Below are 20,860 nucleotides of genomic sequence, written 5' to 3' on the forward strand. Positions count from 1 at the left end.
TATCTCAATATTAGCTTTAATTTATTATTTATAAGGTTTTTAAAATAATATAATATATAACTTAAAATTAACGCAAGAAGATTATGAATATTAATATATTTTATTTTTTAATTGGATATACGGTATTATATACAGCTTCTAAATGCTTTATACTTGTTTTAGTATAGTTTTGTGTAGTAGATAAACTTTTATGACCTAATAGCTCTTGAATAGAGCGTAAATCTGCACCATGCTCAAGCAAATGTGAAGCAAAACTATGTCTAAATGAATGAGCAGTTAAATGCTGCGGTAGGCCATAAAAATGCTTTAATTTAATTAATTCACGATTAAATACCGGTGGCTGCAATTTCTTACCTTGTTTCCCCCTAAATATCGGTTCATTATCTTCTAATTTATATGGTAATATTTCTAAATAGCTGGTAATTAAATTTTTAGCAATCGGTAACCACGGAATTACTCTTTCTTTACTACCTTTACCGATTATTTTTATAAACTCTAGGTTTTGTAGATGAAGTTTCGTAATTGATAGTGCTTCCGATATACGAAGCCCTGCAGCATATATAAGAACAAGTAGGGCTTTATTTCTAAGTTCTACCCACTTAATATTACCGTATTCTTCAATATGCTCAAGCGTTATTACTACATCATCTTCCGATAAAGCCTTTGGTAACAATTTAGTTTTTTTAGGAGATTTTATAGAAAAAATTATATGACTATTTAATTGTGCTGTTTTTTCTAAAAACTTATAAAAATTTTTTACTGCGGATAAACCACGTGAAATTGAAGAAGTGGTAAAATTATCACAATTACGTTTTGCAAGCCAACTTCGTATTAATCTTATATCTGCGGCTTTAATATGATTTATTGTTACAAGCTCTGAATTATAATAATTCATAAACTCAAGGAAATGCTTAAGGTCATTATTATAAGAAATTACTGTATGATTGGAGTAATTTCTTTGCAAAGCGAGGTATTTTTGCCACTTATTTATTAATTCCTGAATTGATGTATCTAACATTTATAAAAACTTAACTATTTTTAATGCTAGCAATTATTGACTCATAATTTTATAAATGTTAGCGTAGATTAAGGGGGGTATGTTTATATATACGTAACCTGTAAAATGCAAAAGCAGAACAATTTCTTAAGGGTCTATGAACATTTCTAATTGGTTTTTTATTTTAAGATATTTTTTAGCAAAAATTAATAAGATTTTTGAAAGAATAGTAGTCCTATTTCAAGAAAATCTTACAATTTGTAGTAAAAAATATCCAAAATTAAATCTTTTTAGAAATGTTCGTGGAGCCTCATAAAATATTTACAAAATTTAATTTATTTTAGGAGAATGAATAATGTTAAATAATACACAATTTTTAGATTTAATGAAGTCCTATATGAATCCAGAATTTTATATGAGTTCTATGAAAAATATCCCTAGTGTAGACCTTTCATCTATTACAAATACAATGCAAAGAGCTATGAATATTCTTGTAACAACTAACCAAATTGCTACGGAAAGCATGCAAGCTTTGCTTAAGAAAAATTCTGAGATTACACAAAATAATGTCAATACTATTTTAAATATTACTAAAGAAGCAGCAAATTCTAAAGATTTCAAACAAGCTAATGAATGTCATCAAAAATGTTTAAAGTCTATTTGCGAAACATCTATGAACAATGCTAAGGAATTAGCAAGTATTGCTTATGAGTCTTCAACCAAAATATTTGAAGCTGCAAATAAGCATATTGCCGAAAATGTTCACCATACTTCTAACAATATGCAAAATATGGCAGAACAAGTACAAAAAAACTTCAATAAGAAATCTGCTTAAAAAAATAACTAACACCGTCATACCGCGACTTGATCACGGTATCTTGTAAAGCAGTTAGTATAACTCAAAAGATACCGCGATCAAGTCGCGATATGACACGGTAGAAATTCCCTCAATTACTTACTTTTCTGTTTAACCAATTTTGTAAATAAGACTCTGCTAGTTCCTGATCTTCTATAACAATCACATTTTCGGCATTACGTTTATCAGCAGTAGCTGTGAAATTAAACGAACCGGTTATTACTTTCTTTTTATCGATAATTATAACTTTATTATGAGCAATTCCCGGTACTTTATCTATGCCTACATCAATTTTTGCTCGTTGTAATTCATGCAATTTAGAAAATTTTTGCTTTAAATTACTACGATCGAGCAATATTCTAACCTTCACTCCTCGTATTTGTGCATTAATGAGTGCAGTAGTAATTAGTGCATCGCTCATACCGTATGCCTGCATATAAATAGACTCTTCAGCTTTATCTATTTGATTCGCTATAAATTTAGTACATCCGGACGGCGGGGTAAAACATGTACTAACTTTACTTCTTGAGAGCTCTGAAATATTGTAATGCTTTATTTGCGGAGTAGATGAAACTAATAATTTTTGATTTATCAGATTAGTAAAATAATCCGGATTCTGTCCATAAATGCCTAAAGCAACTCCCGAGATAAAGGCAATAACTATTTCTATAAATTTATTATTTTTTCTCTTCATGACTTATTTATATTTTAGGAGCGGCGCGCGTGGTTTTATGTCCTTCCCGCGTAGGCGGGAATCCAGTAAAAAGTGGAACAAATTGGGTTTTTCTTTTATAAGTTTTAAAATGGATTACCGGCCTACGCGGGAATGACATGGGGGTAACAACATCTATTTTTTAACATAACTTCCAGGAGCTTCTTCTACATACTTCATATTCTGATAATCTAAAGAATCTACTAGCTTATTATCATTATTTTTTACAAGCCACTCAAGCCAATAATTCCACCACGAACCTTGATACTCTTTGGTTTTCGTAAGCCACTCATTACTATTTAAACTTAAATCATCGTTAAGACGATAATTATATTTGGCACTAGCCGGAGGATTAACTACACCTGCTACATGCCCTGAATCGGTTAGACAAAAAATCTTATGACCTTTTAATAGTTTCAGACCATCATATATTGAACGCCACGGAGCTATATGATCTTCTTTTGCTGCTACAAAAAAAGAATTACAATCAACTTTATTTAAGTCTATCTTAGTACCAAGTACTTCCAAACTATCTGGTTCTTTTAATAAATTGTTGCAATATGTATTTTGCAAATATTCCTCATACATCCTTGCCGGTAAGTTGGTAGAATCCGCATTCCAATATAGCAAATCAAAAGGCATTGGTTTTTTACCGAGTAAATAATTATTGACAAAAAACGTCCAAATTAAATCATTCGCCCTTAGCAAACTAAAACTATTTGATAAATACTTTCCATCAAAATAACCCTTTAATTTTATATCTTCTTTAATGTAATTAATCGTAGCTTCATTAAAAAATATTCCAAGCTCGCCAGGATGAGTATAATCAAGCACAGTAGTAAAGAAAGTGCTACTATGAACAGAATCTACTTTTTTTGCTTTAAAATAGGCGATAATTATAGCGAGGAGTGTACCACCTATGCAATATCCGACAAAATCAATTTTTTTAAAACCAAGATTTTTAACATACTCAAAAGGTGCTAAAATTCCATCTTTTAAGTAATCCTCGAAGCCTTTCTCCGATAAAGAGATATCAGGATTAACCCATGAAATAAGAAAAACTTGAAAATTATTTTCTACTAAGAAAGATACTAAAGAATTATGCGGGGATAAATCGAGTATATAATATTTATTTATACATGGCGGAATAATAAATATCGGAATCTTATGAACTTTCTCTTTCGGTTCATAGCATATTAATTGCATTAAATCATTTTGGAATATAGCTTTTCCTTTTGTTGCCGCAATATTTTTACCAAGTTTAAAAGCAGATTTATCGGTAGTTTTAATATTTAATATATCACCGGAACTTTTTATATCTCTTAAGAAATTTTCTAGTCCTTGTACTAAATTCTGACCGCCGCTCTCTAATGTTTCACGCAAAACTTTTGGATTACAAAAAGCAAAATTTGAAGGTGAAAACGCATCGATAAAATGTTTAGTCGCAAACTCTAAATGTTGTTTGAGATCATTTGATAGCTCATACTGTTCTATATTCTTCTTAAGCCACTCCGAAGAAAGCAAGTAATATTGTTTAACAAAGTTAAAATAAGCATTATCCTCCCATGAAGAATCTTTAAATCTTTTATCTCGATTATCCGGAGAAAATACAACTTTTGCCGGACTACCGACAAATTTTGCAAAGCTATTTGCTGCAAGCTCTCTCAATTTATCAATATATTCAATATTAAGCTGACAAAATTTTTCAGGATTTGCCCAAAACTGTTCCACCATTAAAGAGGTTATAATTCTGTTTTTATCGCTATTAATCAGATTTTTAGGAATCATACTTCCCCTACCTTGCATAAAATGCAAAATAAGCTCTTGATATTTATCGGCTATTTCTTGGAAATTATTAACTATAGTTTTGTGCGAGATATTATACATGTTTAGTTCCAAGATATTTCTAAAAAATTAACAATTAATATAGACGGTAGACGAAGTTTAATTTAAAGAAGAGCAAGGTGTTTTGTATTTTTTTACCGCAGCGTACATACTAGTACGTGAGGATCAAAAAATATGGGACAATGACGCCAATTTTTCAAATTAAACGAGTATACCTTATATCTTTAAACCATCCCACATCTTATCCACCTTGTCGATAACTTCCTGACTCATTTCTATTTTTTTCCCCCATTTTCTATTTGTCTCAGGGTATATTTTATCTGTTGCATCGATTCCCATTTTACTACCAAGCCCTGACTCGGGTGATGCAAAATCCAAATAATCTATCGGGGAATTATCTATAAAAGTCGTATCACGTCTTGGATCGCTTCTTGTTGCTATTGCCCAAATTACTTCTTGCCAGTTACGAACGTCAATATCATCATCTACAACGATAATAAATTTACTATACATAAATTGCCGCAAGTAAGACCAAATGCCGAGCATTATTCTTTTAGCATGACCGGGATAGGATTTTTTAATTGATACTACTGCCACTCTATATGAGCATCCTTCAGGAGGGAGCCAAAAATCAACAATTTCGGGGAATTGTTGCTGCAAGATAGGAATAAAAATTTCATTTAATGCTTGACCTAGTATAGACGGCTCATCAGGTGGTTTTCCTGTATAGGCACTTAAATATACAGGATTTTTTTTGAGCGTTATCGCGGTGAGCGTAAATACAGGGAACTCCTCAACATCATTATAATATCCGGTATGATCCCCAAAAGGACCTTCAGGCAAATATTCTTCTAAACTTACATAGCCTTCCAGCACTATTTCACTATGTGCAGGTACTTTGAGGTCAATGGTTTTGCATTGCACCAGCTCTACTTTTTCATTACCGAGTAAACCGGCAAAATTATATTCCGAAATATTCTCAGGTATCGGCGTAACCGCTGCCAAAGTTACCGCTGGATTTGCACCGATAACAATAGCAGAAGGAAATGGCTCTTTCTTTTTTTCTTTCCAACGTTTATGATGCTCTGCACCACCTCGTAACTTTAACCAACGCATTAATAATTTATTTTCCGAGATAACCTGCATTCTATATATGCCGAGATTGTAATTATCAACCTTATCTTTTGTTGGACCTTTAGTAACTACTATCCCCCAAGTAATTAAAGGTGAAATATCATCCGACCAGCATCTTTGAATCGGCAATATATTGATATTCGGCTTGTCAATGACGATTTCATGGCAAGCGGCTTTGGATACGATTTTAGGGGACATAGCAAAGATACGCTTAGCAAGCGGTAACATTGATAATGTTTCTTTAAAAGATGCTGGGGGTTGCGGTTGCTTAAAAAATGCGAGTAAAACACCAAGTTTTCTTAATTCCTCGACATTCTGAAGCTTAAGCCCTATGCAAATACGCTTTATACTAGCATAAAGATTAGTTATAACGGGTATATCGGACTTACTACCATCGGCTTTTATAACATTTTCAAAAAGTAATGCAGGTCCACCTTGTGCCAATACTCTTCTACTAATCTCCGTAATTTCTAGATCAGTTTTAATTGGGATAGAAATACGCTTTAACTCACCGTTTTTTTCTAAAAATCTTAAAAATTCTGGTAAATCTTTAAAGCTCATAGCCCTATTTTTTTGTTTGTAATTTTTATGTCATTCTCGCGAAAGCGGGAATCCAGCATAAAGCGAAATAACCTCAGTTTTTAAAAAAGTTTTAAAGTAATGGATTCCCGCTTTTAGCTAGGAATGACATCGAAACCACTTCCCCATTATCTGTTAAAACTTCCCTTTACCTGCATATCATTCTGAATAATTGTGTAGTTAATTAGCTCGTCAATTATAGAATTTTTAATGTTATATATTATATTTTTTTCTGAATTTATATGAATATTTTTAGCCGTTAATTCATCGGTACTTCTAGATTTAATATGTGCAAAATATACTTCATTACCTACCTGAAATACAGGAGTATTACTCCCTATTTTAGTATTAAAAATTGACAATAACATCTCAGGAATTAATGTTAGCTCATTTTCCATTTCTGCTCTAATATAGCTTTTTTTGCTTATTTTTATTCCGTCAGGCCTAAGCTCTTTTATATTCTCTTGATCTGAATTATATTCCTTTGTTAAATCCTTGATGATTTTTAAATTTACATCTGCGATATTCTGCTTTACCCAAACTTTATTTACCCGCTCTTTAATAGCATCAAATTCAGGTATTTTTGCTGGCTGAATCGATTTTAATTCTACCAATATAAGATAGCTTTTATCTTCCGCCTCTATAGGATAAGATAACTCTCTTTCCGAAAGCTCAAAAATACTATCGGCATTTTCGGCAATTATTTTATCTTCAATAAGCTCTGCATAACTGACATAGTTAACGTTTTGTATCGGTAGCTTATATTTTTCAGCAATTTCAACTAAGCTAGAACCGGCTGCAACGTCATCTTCTAGCTTTTTAGCAAATTCCATGTTGAGTATATCGATTTTTTGAGCTTTTAATAAATCATGTAATTGTTTTTGTACCGATTCAAAACTTTGATTCCCAAACTCGTCTTTATTTTCATTATAAAATTCTAATAACTCATCTTGAGTGACTACAGTCTTTAGATCCTTAATATTAGCTCTAATATAAGAAAAGCTGCGTTTCTCAGGTACTTCAAACGAGGCTTTATTATCTTGGTAAAAATCCTTTAATTGATGATCTAGAGGAGTAGGAATTTCTAAATCTTTTGGCTTATTTTGCAAATCTATTTGTACTAACTCTACTTCTCTTTTTTCAGCCATATAATCTACTATATTGTCAGTCATAGCTTTAGGAACATAGAAGCTTTCTACAAAAGTACTAACAAAGATATGCTTCAGAGCTTTTTCTTTGAAGTTCAATAAATATTTTTCTTCATCCATATAAGAATTTCTAAAATAAGTTTTAAAAATCTTTATATCGAAAACGCCTTGTTCATTTTTAAAAACCGGTGATTCTTTCACTAAAATTTTAACTGTATCATCACTTAGATCTAAATCATAGTAACTAACTAAATAATCTAAAACATTATCGTAAGCAAGTCTTCTGAGGATTCGGTTATCAATATTTAACTGAGTAATTTCTTCATCGGTTAAACTTGTTCCCGTTTGCTTACTTATAGCATTAATTTCTAAAGATTTTGCTCGCAAAAAATCTTCCTGGGATATATTTTTTACATGAGAAAAAGTAACAATATCACCGCCTCTTCTTCCGTTTAATACATCTTTGATACCAAAGCCGACAAAAGCAAAGGCGATCATTACGAATAAAACCCGCATTATAAAACTATCGGCAGTTTTTCTAATATTATCTAACATAATTTTTTATTTAAATTTTATCGTCATTACGAAGCCACGAAGTGGCTTCGGCAATCTCAGGATGTTTGACGAGATTGCCGCGTCGTTTCGCTCCTCTCAATGACGTTTCTCAAGACTCTATTATAAAGCAAAAAAGCCTATATAGTCAAACTATATAGGCTTTTATATTATTTTTATAGACGTTCGGTATCATTCTTGCGTGGTTTGGCTTTCCGTCATTGCGAGGAAAGGCAAAGCCTTAACGTGGCAATCTCAGGATGTTTGACGAGATTGCCACGTCGTTTCGTTCCTCTCAATGACGAGTATCAAGCTCATTAGAAGTTTACACGAACTTTTACATTTCCTTGCTGAGCGAAATACTTACTTCCGATATTGATATCGTAGTTAATGCCGTATTCCATCATTTTGTGCTTAGCAGTAACACCAACACCGAAATCAAAGCTTGTTTTTTTTGGCTTAAAGTTGTTGGTCGGGAATGGAGCAGTCATACCTTGTAATCTTGCATCAATTGCTGGAGCTTTGTTTTTGAACGCATAATCAACCATTGCATAAAGTGCAGGTGTTAACACCACTTCACTTACATTGATATTGCTTGATACTTTACCACCTAGTAAGCCGTCGAAAGTATTATAATTCTTTCCTTTGACGAGAAGATTTTGGTAAGTAGTGCCGGTTTCTTTATAACCCTTATCCTTGATGTCAGAGTATCTAATTCCTGTCATCGGTGTTACTACCAATGGCATAGCACTAACTGTTTCAGGTAATGCATAAGTATAACCTGCCATTAACTGCCCTGTATAATTTTCAGATTTATACTTACCGCTTGCTGTTTGATAGCCGATAGTCTCTAGTCCCGTTGAAATAACACGTCTTGATTTACTTGTTACTTTGCTATCACCATAAGAGGCAACACCTTCAACGAAGAAATTAGACTGAGGTAAGTTATATAAACCGTATAAAGAGAAGATATTACTACGTACCTTATTCTTATCGCCGCTCTTAGTGTCTTTCAGCTTTACGTCAGTTTCTGCTCTAGTATATGCAAGTCCTAATACTGCATCATCGTTAATTAATGCATCAAAACCTAAAGTACCGCCGGTTGTGTCAGATTTATAACCGCTGATATTTTGGATTTTCTTCTGCGTTGCATTACCGACAAATGGATTTATCCATCCACCAAACTTAGCATCCATATCCTCATCACCCGCAGCAGCCTGTGCTGTACTTATTCTAGTATTGATAGAAGTTAAGTTACCTAAAATATTACCAGATATTGCTTGACTGCATACAGTTACAACTTCACTAGGCTTTACAACGTTTTGCATGAGGTGAGTTACAGCATCTGCTTCTTGGATTCGATTCAGATTACCCCAATCAGCGAAAGCTAGACGCGCATCCGAACCGTTCGGAGCTTGCTCCATTGACTCAAGCGACTTCTTTACATTTGCAGCATTTGGAATATTTGCAAGTAGTCCACCCAGTTCAAAATCTTCGTCTATAACATCTCCGGCTATATCTTCTGCAAATAACGTTAAAGTCGAGGCATCAAAAGTAAAGTCAACAAAACGGTTGTCATTGTTAATGGTTATTTTAACGTTACCCGCAGGAGTAGGTTTTAAGCCGCCTGCTGTTTCTGCAGATATTACCGTATATTTTGTATCTGGACTTATATTATTAATGTCAAAATTAGTAGCAGTAACAACAAGTGCTAAAGTTGAGGCCCCTGATAAATCAAGAGTACCACCTGATTTAATTAAGATATTACCGCCTGACTTAGCTGCTCCGTCAAAAGTAGTATTTAAGGTTAATGTATCGGTAAAGCTACCAGTACCCGTATATGTTACTTGATTTGCACCTAAAGTAAGTGTAGTACCGCTACCTGTTATATCACTGTTAAAGGCTAGGCTATTACCGAAATTCATAACAGAACCGTCAGCTACAAAGCTGGTAGCCGTTACATCTTTAGCGAAATTATTGATAGAATCTTTAGCTAAAGTAACAGCACCTGTATTAGTAAATGTATCAGCAAAACTTATAGTACCACTGAGCGTTGTCGTGCCGTTTGCATTAACGCTGCTTGCAAAACTTGTAGTACCTGAAGTAGTAATACCACCGACCGGGCTCGCTGCAGCACCGACAACACCGCTAACGCTACTGTTGCCGCTGAAGCTTAGCTTTAACGGATCACCGCCGCCGGAGTTAATTGCACCGGTTAATTTAAAGTTCGCAGGTAATGTTAAAAGTGCTGTACCGTTACCTTGGATTTCACCTATCTTAATCTCGCCATCTGCTCCGCCGATAGATGCAGCTTCAGCACCTACTTTTAACATTGCGATGCCGTTAACACTACCAAGCTTACTTGCGCCTAAAGCTATTAATGTACCGTTATTATTACCACCGGTATTTTGTACAGCACCAATAATATTTACGCCGTCATTTAATGTTACCGTAGCATTTTTCCCTTTAAAATCTAGGAAACCTCCAATGTTGCCGGTTTGAGTTAACTGAACAGCATCATTAAGTAATGTTACATTAGCCGTAGTAGTTCCAAGCTTTATAGCACCGGAGGTATTAAGCCCTATATCTGTTGTATTAAAAATAATACCTGTTGTATCAAAATCTCCTGCTCCCTGGAAAACTATAGCTTGTAACCTATTAGGTCCACCAAGTGTAACGCCTCCAGCTATCGTTAATTTTTTCCCTGCGTTTACAGAATTTAAGATTACTATACCTTCATCGGGATTATTAGGATTTATATTTGCGCCTAATGTGATTGTACGGTCATTTGCATTTGAACTATTTTGTAATACTAACGTTGCATCTTCATGTGAAAATCCAATATTTGCTGCCGGTACATTTACATTAGCGTCATTTGCATCAATCGTATAAATAGCATCGTTTATTTCTATAGCAGCAATATTAACAGAACTATTACCATAGTCTGTAAAATCTGCATCATCCCTAAGAACCAAGGCTTGTATGCCTGCTAAATTGATATCCTTAGTTATTGTAACCTTACTTAAAATACTTAAGGTATCAAATTTATCACCGCCTGCATCACCAATATTTCTAGGTGTACCTACTACATTACTCCCGACATTCAGTCCTTTAGCTCCGCCGTCAAAGAATAAGTCACCGCCACCGCCACCGAAAGCATCTAAATCACCTGCTAATAATACATTCTTTGTTGCTGCCCCCGTTGCATTAGAAAAATCTAATCTAGAGGCCGCATCCCCAAAATTAATATCTTGAGCATCTAATATAGTAACATCACCAGCACTTACATCTATTGAAAAGAGGTTTCCAGCTCCAATATTGATCTGTGCGACTGTTCCTATAGTTGGATGATATGCCGTAAGATTCTCAGTATTAACATTAAGTATAGCATTATTACCGTTTGCTATAGTTCCGCTTAATTTATAAATAGTTCCAGCAGCGCCATTAAACTCTAAAATACTACCGACTCCAAAATCTATATTATTCGTAGTTAGGTTTCCTCCAGCTTGTAATGTTATTCCTGCTCCTACATTCACTGTTGCTAATGCCGCCGTACCTATATTGCCAGTTACTGTACTATTACCAGTAAACGTTACCACACCGTTATCAGCATTACCCGTATTATCTATCGCTCCGGTTACTACTACGGCATTTGCAAATGTCAATGCTGACGCATCATCCGTTAAGTTTATCGCATCTGCTTGCATCACAGCGCCGTTAATAGTTACTTCACCACCACCGACATTAACTACCGCAAGTGAATTAGTAGCTCCTATATCATTAGCTGCACCTATGTCTTTGAATGTTATTGTTCCTATAGTATTACCACCGGTGGTATTATCTACATCTCCAGAATTACCGCCTCCAATAATATTTACCGTAGTACCAGCTGCTGCACCAGTCGCAAAATTTATTCCATTAACAGCATTATTTAATGTTAACGTACCACCCTTTGTAGTTACAAGTCCGTTTGCATTATTAATCGTTACTTGGCCTGCAAAACCGGCATTTAGAAGCACTGTCCCTCCGACATTCATAGCACCTGCCGTACCGTTTAAGACGCCACCGTTACTCATCGCTAAATTTCCGCCGATAGTACCGGTTTGATTCACTGTACCGCCGGTTATTGTCATATCGGCATCGGCATCTACTATTGCAAGAGTACTACCTGCTACCGTAACATTTCCTGTTGAATTGTGAATTGTAACTGCCCCGGCATCTGCTTGAACATCTACTTCACCTGCAACATCAGCCGCTACCGTTCCTACATACACACCGCCACCACTTACAGTCAAATCTCCCCCAATAGCACCGGTTTGATTCACTGTACCGCCGGTTATTATCACGTCTTGACCCGCTGCCCCTATACCAAGCGCCCCGCCAGCAACGCTAACATCTCCGACATGTACAGAACCAACGGCAACATTGCCTGCTGCATTTGTTAGGGTTAGATTCATATCAAGAGCACCGTCTATGGTTATTTGATCATGAGTTACAGTAAAAAGTGCAACTTTACCATTACTATCCACTCCTGTAATAATTAAATTATCTTGACCTGTAATGATATTATTATTTGCAACCCCGGTTAGCTTAAGGGAATTATTGTTAGCCCAAGCTTGGGATAAATTAGTAGCATCTCCTTCCACTAATACTACATTATCTGTAACATCTATTTCTACACCAAGCACCCCACTACTACTTAGCATCAATGTTGCGGTTGAGGTGGTGAATAAAGCGGTTTTTAAACCTATTTGAATTGCTTTTTGAAATAATTTTGGAGAAATATTCACCATATGTAAACCTTAATAAAAATTAAATAATTTAAAAATTGCTATAATTCTAATGCAACTTTTTCAATATGCCTATTATAATTAATAATATGGATGGTATTTTTACAAATTTAGTATGAATATGTGGCATTTGTATGGATTATATAGCCAAACCTCTATAAAGCAGTTACAATAAGATGGGGTAACTAAAACAAATCATTGTAATGACATATTCAATAGACGGTCGTACCTCTGTATTGCAGCTTAGCATGAATAGTCTATAATCCTCAAACAGTAATAAGAGAGAATTATAGTTAAGGAGTTATGACAAGAATATATGTTAAGTGTAGATCAAGAATAGATGTTAAGTGTAGATATTATAACGACACAGAAAAAGTAGTAAAGGCGGGATATTCAATTTCAAAACAACAGAGATATCAATGCAAGCAGTGTAATCGATATTTTTAACTGTAATATATTAATAATGCCTCTAAGCCTGGAGTCAAGGCTCAGATAGTAGATATGTCAATCAATGGCTCTGGAGTTAGGGATACAGTAAGAGTATTAAAAGTGGGTATCAATACGGTTATCCGTGTTTTAAAAAAATCTAGCGTTAAAAAAGATAAATCATTCTATCAATACGATAGAAGTAATTATTGCTCCTGAAATAGATGAACAATGGCCTTATGTACAGAATAAATCCAAACAAAGATGGCTTTGATATTCTTTGGATAAGATTTTGTTAAAAGTAGTTGCTTATACTTTTGGTACAAGATGTGATAGCACATCAGAATCATTACTGAAAAAAACTGGAGGATTTTAAGGTTACTTTTTACTTTACAGATGGATAGGGAAGTTATGCTAGGTTATTAGATCCCAAAAAACACATTGTTAGTAAAAAATATACTCAACGGATAGAACGGGGTAACTTAAATCTTAGAACAAGATGCAAAAGACTGACACGTAAAACAATTTGTTTTTCCAAGTCATTGGATATTCATGATAAAGTCATCGGAACTCTTATTGAACGTATAGCCTTTTAATATCCACATCTGTAAAATGGAGGTGCGACCGAGAAGAAAATATCTCTGTGATGTAGACACGCTTTTCAAAAAGTACATGATGCAACTGTTTTATAGAGGCTTAGCTATATATCATACCGTGGTGTGGTGTTGTATGGCCCTTAAAAACCCCTTGTTTCCATTCCCGCATAGGCGGGAATCCAGAAAAAAGCGAAATTAATTGAGCTTTTAATTTAAAAAAAACTCAGTATATTTACACTTTTTAGTGACTGGATTCCCGCCTACGCGGGAATGACATATTAAGATACAGAACTGGCTTTTTAAAAACCGTGGACAACCGCTCCTAAAATCCCCGCAATATCATCATGTCCATAATATTCAACTAGGCTTAAAGGAGTCTGCCCTAAGTAATCCGGAATATAAGGACAAGCATCGGCCTCAAGTAATAATTTTGTAGCTATTGTATGATGATTATTCGCTGCCCAATGCAAAGGAGTTGAACCTGATTTATCACGGCTATTACAATCTCCATGTTCAATTAAAAACTGCAATAGCTCTTTGCCGCAGTTAGCTTTTATAGCGTGATTTAGTGCTGTACGCCCCAGTTGGTCTTGGTGCTTAACATTAACACCCTTATCATATAGAGTTTCTACTAATTCTAAATCATCAGCATATACTGCTTTTTGCAAAAGCTTTCGTCCTAAAGCTTTATCAAATTCTGCACCGTTTTTAATCAAAACTTTCGCTAATTTAGAGATATTTATATTCTTGTCATAAATTTGAGCTACTTTTTCTAAAAGAGCTTGCTGCCCCGTATTTTTACCGACTAGTATATGATTTACTAAATACTCTATTAATCTTACATCTTCAGAATCAATAGCAAGATCAAAAATCTTATAGCTTAGTTCGCTTTTAATATCAAATTTAGCACCTTTGCTAATTAATGCTTTTATTGATGAGATATTTTTCGATTCTACGGCTAGTTCTAAGAGGGTTTTTATTTTAGGAGAATACTGAAAAAACTGTACCACTTGTTTATTACCGATATTCTTAGCCCAATCTAGTAGACTCAATCCATATTTATCGTACTTTTTAAATTCCGTATTCTCATATAAATATTTTACTATTTCTAAATTACCGATTTTTATTCCTAAGTGAATAGCAGACCAACCATACATGTTAGGAGCAATTTTTCCTCCCATCTGGACTAAAAATTTTACTGTTTTTAAATCACAACCAAGTATTGCTAACTCCAAAGGAGTTCTAAATTTAGCATCTGTAGAATTAATATTTTTTTCATTACATAAAGTTTTTACTAAATTTATTTCTTTAAATCCTACTGCTAAATGTAAATCCGACCATTTATTATCTCTTATAGCCATCGAGTTTACTTTCGCTATCTTAGCTTTTAGAGCTTTAAGACATGATATTATATAATCTTTAGAAGTAGTTTTTGCATATGAGGTATAGTAACTTGGGTGTCTGGTTCCAGTATTAGAGGTAGTCATCAGGTTATTTCCATTATTTAATATATTGCGGTGGCAATTATTAAAATATATTAATGATAATGTCAATGAAAAATGTTGATAATATGAGGATCACCTAAGCTTCGATGTCATTCCCGCGGAGACAGGAATCCGGCATAAAGCGAGATAGTTCGAGCTTTTAATTTCAAAAAAAATGCTTTATCTATACTTTTTTTGGATTCCCGCCTCCGCGGGAATGACATAAACGAGCCATGCAACCACTCCTATCTCTCAGGCAGTAATATCTCTCTCTTACCGGTATGATTTGGTGATGAGACTATTCCGTCTTTCTCCATCTTTTCAACTAAGTTGGCAGCTTTGTTATAACCGATTCTAAGCGACCTTTGGATATAACTAATGGAGGATTTACGTTCATCACGTACTATCTGCACGGCTTTTTTGTAAAGCACTTCATCGGATGTACCGTCGCTAATATCAATGCTACTGTCGCCTTCTTCAGGTTGCTCAGTAACGGCATAGATATATTCAGGCGCACCGGTTTCTTTTAGATATTCCGTAATTTTCTCAATTTCAGATTCGTTAACAAACGGTCCGTGTACCCTACTTATCTTTGACGTATTTCCCATAAATAGCATATCACCCATACCGAGTAACTGCTCAGAACCTTGCTCGCCTAGAATCGTTCGGCTATCGATTTTAGAAGTGACTTTAAAACTAATACGACTTGGGAAATTGGCTTTAATTACGCCGGTAATAACATCTACCGAAGGCCTTTGTGTTGCCATAATAATATGAATGCCCGCCGCTCTTGCCATTTGAGCAAGCCTTTGAATCAGCATTTCGATATCCTTACCGGCGACTAGCATTAAATCAGCCATCTCATCTACAATTACTACAATATATGGTAGCTTCTCCATATTCATTGTAACGGTTTCATAAATAGGCTTACCGGTTTCAGGATCAAATCCCGTTTGAATCGAACGCTCAATTACCTTATTCTCATTAACCGCTTCTAAGATTTTTGCATTATAACCTGCGATATTCTTAACACCGATATTGCTCATCATTCTATAGCGGTTTTCCATTTCCTTAACTGCCCATTTAAGAGCTACTACCGCTTTAGACGGCTCGGTTACCACGGGAGTTAGCAAATGCGGTATTCCGTCATAAGCCGATAATTCAAGCATTTTCGGATCAATCATGATAAAGCGGCATTCTTCAGGAGTATAGCGGTATAGCAGCGACACAATCATAGCGTTAATGCCGACAGATTTACCTGAACCGGTTGTACCTGCGACTAGCAAATGAGGCATCTTAGCAAGGTCGGCAATCAGCGGCTTGCCTGCTAAATCTTTACCTAAAACTAACGGCAATAAAGTTGATTTATTTTGATATTCGGGCGTCTCTATAAGTTCTTTTAAGCAAAAGAATTCACGATGCTTATTAGGAAGTTCAATACCAAGAACATTTTTACCAGGTATTACCGCTATCCTTGTTGATAAAGCAGATAGTGAGCGTGCTATATCATCAGATAAACCTACTACTCTTGAAGTTTTAGTGCCTGCTGCCGGCTCAAATTCATATTGAGTTACCACCGGTCCTTGATTGATATTAATTATCTGCCCTTTAACCCCAAAATCATTCAACACTGTTAACAACTCTTCGGCTTTTTGTTTAAGATCTAATGCAGAAGCCCCTTTTATATGATGGTTTTCAGCATCACGTAATAATGAAATAGGAGGCAATTCTGCTATTTCACTTTGAGATATTTTAGGAGCAGCAGAGGGTTTATTAAAGAATTTTATAGGATTTGTAGGTACGGGCTTATTTTCTTCAACAAGCTTTACTTTTTCGCTTACAGATCTTTGATAAGAAGAAGTTATATTTATCTGATCATTGTTTTTAGTAGGGAATAATCTTACTGAAGACAGCCGTAAAAATAGGTTATGTAAAAAAGATTGTACCCTGTATGCTAAAAATTTACCTAACTTAATTGTGAAATTACTTAAGGAAGTAAATTTAATTTCAAGTAAAACAACTAATATAGTAAAGGTAAAAAATATTAATAATAAGTAGGATTGGTTTGTAAATCGCTCAAAAAAATTAAAGATTATTATTCCAATGGCTCCGCCTGCATTTGCCGGTATGAATTCTAGTTTGAGGTTAGATAATAATGTGCTACTGCTTAAGAGAGCAAGCAACAATACGAACATACGAATCAATGAGCCGCGATATCTTCCATACCAACAATTCCTACCCCAAACAAAGCAGGCAATCGGTATAATAAAAGCAGCTAATCCAAAAAATTGATATAAAAAATCCGATGAATAAGAGCCAAAAATTCCAACTAGATTACCAGGATACTCGGTTGTGACCGAGTTAAAAGACGGGTCGTCTATATTGTATGATGTAAGAGCAGAAACAATACCAAGCCCAATTATTCCTAAAATGATGGCTTGTATTTTATTATTTGAAAGAATTTTATTTATGCAATATAGCATTAGGTAATTTTTGGAAAGTTTAATATAAAATACATTTTTAAAGCCGTTACTACAAGAAAATATATTGTTAAAACTTAAATAATCTACATCATCTACGTAAATGTAAAAGCTTGAAATAATATAAAAAATGAATTATTAGATAATTGGCAAAGAACTCAAAATGGAGAGCCATTAAATTCTATTGCCCCTTTGGAGTAAAATATGTTAACGATTATTGTCTAGAATTATCCTTTGACGATGGTACTAAGGGTAATATAAATTTATATAAACACTTAGCAGACTCAATGTTTGAACCTCTCAAAAATAAAACTCTATTTTCTCAAGTGATCGTTGACAAGGAGCTACAAACTATTATTTGGTCTAACGGCGCAAATCTTGCTCCAGAATTTTTAAAAGCCATCTAGAGAATATACAGTAAACAGTATTAACTTAGAATTTACACCTTAGAAAAAAATGTTATACTATAAACGATTTTAAAAAGCTTATAATATAACATGACCATAAAAATTCATACAGAAAAAGATTTTGTAAAGATGCGGCTAGCTGGAAAATTAGCTGCAGAGACGCTCGATTTTATTACTGATCACGTAAAACCGAATGTCACTACTAATAATTTAAATGACCTTTGTCATAATTTTATCACTTCACATAATGCCATTCCTGCACCTTTAAATTATAAAGGCTTCCCGAAATCGATTTGTACTTCTATAAATCATGTGGTTTGTCACGGCATTCCAAACGATAAACCTTTAAAAAACGGTGATATTGTAAATATCGACGTTACAGTAATTTTAGACGGTTGGTACGGCGATACTAGCCGTATGTATTATGTCGGTGATGTGGCAATTAAGCCAAAGCGTCTTATTCAAGTAACTTATGATGCGATGATGAAAGGGATTGAAGTAGTAAAGCCCGGTGCTAAACTCGGGGATATTGGACATGCTATTGCCAGCTATGCCGAGAAGCATAATTATTCGGTGGTCAGAGATTATACGGGTCACGGTATCGGAAGAGTTTTTCATGATGAACCGTCAATATTAAATTACGGTCGCAGCGGCACAGGTCTAACGTTAGAAGAAGGGATGTTTTTCACCGTTGAACCTATGATAAATGTCGGTAATCACGACACAATATTAAGTAAACTAGATGGGTGGACGGTTACCACGCGTGATAAATCATTATCTGCTCAATTTGAGCATACTATAGGCGTGACTAGAGGCGGTTTTGAAATATTTACGTTATCACCTAAAAAACTAAAATACCCTCCATACTGAACTATAGATTAAAAGTTGATTTTGTTGGATGGTTTGGTTTTTCCGTCATTGCGAGAAAAATTACGAAGTAATTTGACGAAGCAATCCAGTTAAAAATTCTGTAAATCAGAATTTTTTTAATTATTTTTCTGGATTGCCGCGCCCACTACGTTCGCTCGTAACGGCGGCTCGGGTATCCATGCAACAACGGCCCCGTCTACGCGGGAATGATACCAGCAACATTTTACTTATTTATAATTTGAGTAAACACAAAGAATGTTAGAAAATAATTTGATAGGATTCGATAATAGACCCCTTCGGAAACTCGCTCATAGGGGGGTAAAGGAGACACTTCACCTCGAACCGTAGTGTATTCAAGCGTACGTGAGGATTCGAGTACTGGATCGACGTACAAATTACCTCTAGAAGTAGAGTTTCTGAAGAGGTCTAATGATGAAATAGATACACCTCATTACATAGGGCATCGAAAGAGAGTAAAGGAACGATTTATTGTAGGATCTACCAATTTCTCCGATTACGAATTACTTGAAGTAATGTTATTTTCGGCTATTCCTCGTAAAGACGTAAAACCTCTTGCTAAAAAGTTACTTGATCATTTTAATATTACAGATTTAATTAACCTTGATAAGGAAAGGTTACTTAGTATTAAAGGCACAAATGAAAATTTATATATCAATTTTGCTCCAATACGCGAGCTGATAAATAGAATATTGAAACAAAAAATAATAAATGAAAATATTATTGTTTCTTGGGGTTCTTTGATTGATTATTTAAAAGTTAATATGGGCAATATGCGACTTGATGCAGCTATAGTTTTCCAGAAAGTTAATAATAGACGATATTAACAGTAGGGATAAAAATGCCGGATATAGAGCCAAAGATATATCCAGCTGAATTTAAAGAATCAGCGATTAGATTAGCTATTGAGTCTAAGCAACCTTTTGCTCAAGCAGCTAGAGAACTAGCAATTACGAAGTATAGTCTATATAATTGGGTTAATAAACATTCAAAACTCAAGGAAGTAATGAGATATGAAGAACATCTGTATGATGAATTAAGGAGATTGAAGAAGAACTAGATAGAGTAACACAAGAACGTGATCTATTAAAAAGGCTGCCGCGTACTTTGCAAAAGAATCCCAATAAGGTACGCATGGATAAAGGAAAACAGAGGTAATTTTTCCATTTCTGCTATGTGTAAATTTATGAAAGTATCACGTAATGGTTATTATGAATGGTTAAATAATCTTGGATGTAATAGGGTTAAAGAAGGTAATGAATTAACAAACAGAATTGAAATTATCTTTAAAGAAGGTAGAGGTAATTATGGAACTAGACCTATTAAAAAGGAACTATCACGGCAAGATATAACTGCTAGTAGGAGACGCATTGCAAGACTAATAAAAGAAGCTAATTTGCTATGTAAAACTAAACGTAAATTTAAAGCCATTACTGACTCTAATCATAATAAGCAAATTGCTCCTAATTTATTAAATAGAGAGTTTACAGTTTATGCTGCTAATTGTTATTGGGTTGGAGACATAACCTATGTGCCAACTGGTGAAGGCTGGCTATATTTAGCAACTGTTATTGATCTATTTTCTAGAAAAATTATAGGATGGTCTATGAGTAATAACATGAGAGCTGATTTGGTTAATAATGCTTTATTAATGGCAATATGGCAACGTAAACCAGCAAAAGGGCTTATTTGGCATACTGATAGAGGTAGTCAATATTGTTCTGATAGTCATTTAAAAATTATAAAACAACATGGTATCAAACAGAGTATGGGTCGTAAAGGAAATTTCTGGGATTATAATGAACTGAAAAAATTGGACAAAAAATAGTTGGTGTATCTTGGTAATAAGTTAGAATGCAGGCAATAACTTATAGGATATAAAATGACAAGAAAACAGATACGGAATTTCAGTGCTAAAGAGAAGACAAGGATAGTGTTAGAATTATTAAAAGAGGATGTAACAATA

Annotated in this window: 17 protein-coding genes and 2 pseudogenes; 9 read left to right on the plus strand and 10 right to left on the minus strand. The window is 34.4% G+C overall.

The window, feature by feature from the left end:
- Window positions 1-100 precede the first annotated feature (100 nt).
- Window positions 101-1,018: a tyrosine recombinase XerC gene (locus AAGD46_RS07765; RefSeq protein ID WP_341787205.1), complete on the minus strand. Its 918-nt coding sequence runs from the start codon at window positions 1,016-1,018 to the stop codon at window positions 101-103.
- Between the two features lie 334 nt (window positions 1,019-1,352).
- On the opposite strand from AAGD46_RS07765, the gene AAGD46_RS07770 reads away from it, so the two are divergent.
- Window positions 1,353-1,832 carry a phasin family protein gene (locus tag AAGD46_RS07770; RefSeq protein WP_341787207.1) on the plus strand — a complete coding sequence of 160 codons (480 nt, stop codon included), beginning with the start codon at window positions 1,353-1,355 and terminating at the stop codon, window positions 1,830-1,832.
- A 112-nt stretch (window positions 1,833-1,944) separates the two neighbouring features.
- Here AAGD46_RS07770 and pld read toward each other — a convergent pair whose 3' ends face one another.
- The 5 genes from pld to AAGD46_RS07795 all read right to left on the minus strand — a co-directional run bounded on the left by pld (window position 1,945) and on the right by AAGD46_RS07795 (window position 12,616).
- The gene (pld, locus tag AAGD46_RS07775; protein ID WP_341787208.1) at window positions 1,945-2,547 is read right to left on the minus strand and encodes a phospholipase D; all 603 of its coding nucleotides are present in this window, start codon (window positions 2,545-2,547) and stop codon (window positions 1,945-1,947) included.
- Window positions 2,548-2,700: 153 nt separating this feature from the next.
- Window positions 2,701-4,452: a class I poly(R)-hydroxyalkanoic acid synthase gene (locus tag AAGD46_RS07780; protein WP_341787209.1), complete on the minus strand. Its 1,752-nt coding sequence runs from the start codon at window positions 4,450-4,452 to the stop codon at window positions 2,701-2,703.
- Between the two features lie 174 nt (window positions 4,453-4,626).
- Window positions 4,627-6,105: a UbiD family decarboxylase gene (locus AAGD46_RS07785; protein WP_341787210.1), complete on the minus strand. Its 1,479-nt coding sequence runs from the start codon at window positions 6,103-6,105 to the stop codon at window positions 4,627-4,629.
- 146 nt (window positions 6,106-6,251) lie between these two features.
- Window positions 6,252-7,826, minus strand: coding sequence for a SurA N-terminal domain-containing protein (locus tag AAGD46_RS07790; RefSeq protein WP_341787211.1), 1,575 nt, complete (start codon window positions 7,824-7,826; stop codon window positions 6,252-6,254).
- 314 nt (window positions 7,827-8,140) lie between these two features.
- The gene (locus AAGD46_RS07795) at window positions 8,141-12,616 is read right to left on the minus strand and encodes an autotransporter outer membrane beta-barrel domain-containing protein (protein WP_341787212.1); all 4,476 of its coding nucleotides are present in this window, start codon (window positions 12,614-12,616) and stop codon (window positions 8,141-8,143) included.
- Between the two features lie 498 nt (window positions 12,617-13,114).
- Here AAGD46_RS07795 and AAGD46_RS09760 point away from each other — a divergent pair, with 498 nt between their 5' ends.
- The 3 genes from AAGD46_RS09760 to AAGD46_RS09770 all read left to right on the plus strand — a co-directional run bounded on the left by AAGD46_RS09760 (window position 13,115) and on the right by AAGD46_RS09770 (window position 13,635).
- Window positions 13,115-13,258, plus strand: coding sequence for an IS1-like element transposase (locus tag AAGD46_RS09760; RefSeq protein ID WP_341786690.1), 144 nt, complete (start codon window positions 13,115-13,117; stop codon window positions 13,256-13,258).
- A 1-nt stretch (window position 13,259) separates the two neighbouring features.
- Entirely contained in the window at window positions 13,260-13,313 is a 54-nt protein-coding gene (locus tag AAGD46_RS09765; protein ID WP_410525954.1) for a hypothetical protein, read from the plus strand.
- A 166-nt stretch (window positions 13,314-13,479) separates the two neighbouring features.
- Entirely contained in the window at window positions 13,480-13,635 is a 156-nt protein-coding gene (locus AAGD46_RS09770) for an IS1 family transposase (RefSeq protein WP_410525951.1), read from the plus strand.
- Here the strand turns inward: AAGD46_RS09770 and AAGD46_RS07805 are convergent.
- The 4 genes and pseudogenes from AAGD46_RS07805 to AAGD46_RS07820 all read right to left on the minus strand — a co-directional run bounded on the left by AAGD46_RS07805 (window position 13,579) and on the right by AAGD46_RS07820 (window position 17,602).
- Entirely contained in the window at window positions 13,579-13,704 is a 126-nt protein-coding gene (locus tag AAGD46_RS07805) for a hypothetical protein (RefSeq protein WP_341787213.1), read from the minus strand. The two genes, AAGD46_RS09770 and AAGD46_RS07805, sit on opposite strands and share 57 nt — an antisense overlap.
- Window positions 13,705-13,934: 230 nt before the next feature.
- A complete protein-coding gene (locus tag AAGD46_RS07810; protein ID WP_410525993.1) occupies window positions 13,935-14,492 on the minus strand; it encodes an ankyrin repeat domain-containing protein in 558 nt (185 codons plus the stop codon).
- 150 nt (window positions 14,493-14,642) lie between these two features.
- Window positions 14,643-14,990 (minus strand): annotated as a pseudogene (locus AAGD46_RS07815) (ankyrin repeat domain-containing protein); the annotation flags it as partial.
- Window positions 14,991-15,364: 374 nt separating this feature from the next.
- Entirely contained in the window at window positions 15,365-17,602 is a 2,238-nt protein-coding gene (locus AAGD46_RS07820) for an FtsK/SpoIIIE family DNA translocase (protein ID WP_341787214.1), read from the minus strand.
- Window positions 17,603-17,745: 143 nt separating this feature from the next.
- Here AAGD46_RS07820 and AAGD46_RS07825 point away from each other — a divergent pair, with 143 nt between their 5' ends.
- The 5 genes and pseudogenes from AAGD46_RS07825 (at window position 17,746) to AAGD46_RS07845 (ending at window position 20,722) form a co-directional block, all read left to right on the plus strand.
- Window positions 17,746-18,006: a DUF2442 domain-containing protein gene (locus AAGD46_RS07825; RefSeq protein WP_341787215.1), complete on the plus strand. Its 261-nt coding sequence runs from the start codon at window positions 17,746-17,748 to the stop codon at window positions 18,004-18,006.
- Window positions 18,007-18,096: 90 nt separating this feature from the next.
- Complete coding sequence (gene map, locus AAGD46_RS07830; protein WP_341787216.1) at window positions 18,097-18,876, plus strand: type I methionyl aminopeptidase; 780 nt, start codon at window positions 18,097-18,099, stop codon at window positions 18,874-18,876.
- A gap of 416 nt (window positions 18,877-19,292) precedes the next feature.
- A pseudogene (locus tag AAGD46_RS07835) lies at window positions 19,293-19,580 on the plus strand (UPF0758 domain-containing protein); the annotation flags it as partial.
- Between the two features lie 155 nt (window positions 19,581-19,735).
- Complete coding sequence (locus tag AAGD46_RS07840; protein ID WP_341787158.1) at window positions 19,736-19,954, plus strand: transposase; 219 nt, start codon at window positions 19,736-19,738, stop codon at window positions 19,952-19,954.
- A 105-nt stretch (window positions 19,955-20,059) separates the two neighbouring features.
- Window positions 20,060-20,722 carry an IS3 family transposase gene (locus tag AAGD46_RS07845; RefSeq protein ID WP_341787948.1) on the plus strand — a complete coding sequence of 221 codons (663 nt, stop codon included), beginning with the start codon at window positions 20,060-20,062 and terminating at the stop codon, window positions 20,720-20,722.
- Window positions 20,723-20,860: the final 138 nt, after the last annotated feature.

The sequence above is a fragment of the Rickettsia endosymbiont of Cantharis rufa genome, assembly GCF_964026445.1.
GTDB lineage: Bacteria > Pseudomonadota > Alphaproteobacteria > Rickettsiales > Rickettsiaceae > Rickettsia.

Excerpts from the sequence above, each read along its gene's own strand:
- AAGD46_RS07840 (WP_341787158.1), top strand. The coding sequence starts at position 19,736 with ATGCCGGATATAGAGCCAAAGATATATCCAGCTGAATTTAAAGAATCA.
- AAGD46_RS09760 (WP_341786690.1), top strand. The coding sequence starts at position 13,115 with ATGTCAATCAATGGCTCTGGAGTTAGGGATACAGTAAGAGTATTAAAA.
- AAGD46_RS07795 (WP_341787212.1), bottom strand. The coding sequence starts at position 12,616 with ATGGTGAATATTTCTCCAAAATTATTTCAAAAAGCAATTCAAATAGGT.
- AAGD46_RS07820 (WP_341787214.1), bottom strand. The coding sequence starts at position 17,602 with ATGCTATATTGCATAAATAAAATTCTTTCAAATAATAAAATACAAGCC.
- AAGD46_RS07770 (WP_341787207.1), top strand. The coding sequence starts at position 1,353 with ATGTTAAATAATACACAATTTTTAGATTTAATGAAGTCCTATATGAAT.
- AAGD46_RS07780 (WP_341787209.1), bottom strand. The coding sequence starts at position 4,452 with ATGTATAATATCTCGCACAAAACTATAGTTAATAATTTCCAAGAAATA.
- map (WP_341787216.1), top strand. The coding sequence starts at position 18,097 with ATGACCATAAAAATTCATACAGAAAAAGATTTTGTAAAGATGCGGCTA.
- AAGD46_RS07785 (WP_341787210.1), bottom strand. The coding sequence starts at position 6,105 with ATGAGCTTTAAAGATTTACCAGAATTTTTAAGATTTTTAGAAAAAAAC.
- AAGD46_RS07765 (WP_341787205.1), bottom strand. The coding sequence starts at position 1,018 with ATGTTAGATACATCAATTCAGGAATTAATAAATAAGTGGCAAAAATAC.
- AAGD46_RS07790 (WP_341787211.1), bottom strand. The coding sequence starts at position 7,826 with ATGTTAGATAATATTAGAAAAACTGCCGATAGTTTTATAATGCGGGTT.
- pld (WP_341787208.1), bottom strand. The coding sequence starts at position 2,547 with ATGAAGAGAAAAAATAATAAATTTATAGAAATAGTTATTGCCTTTATC.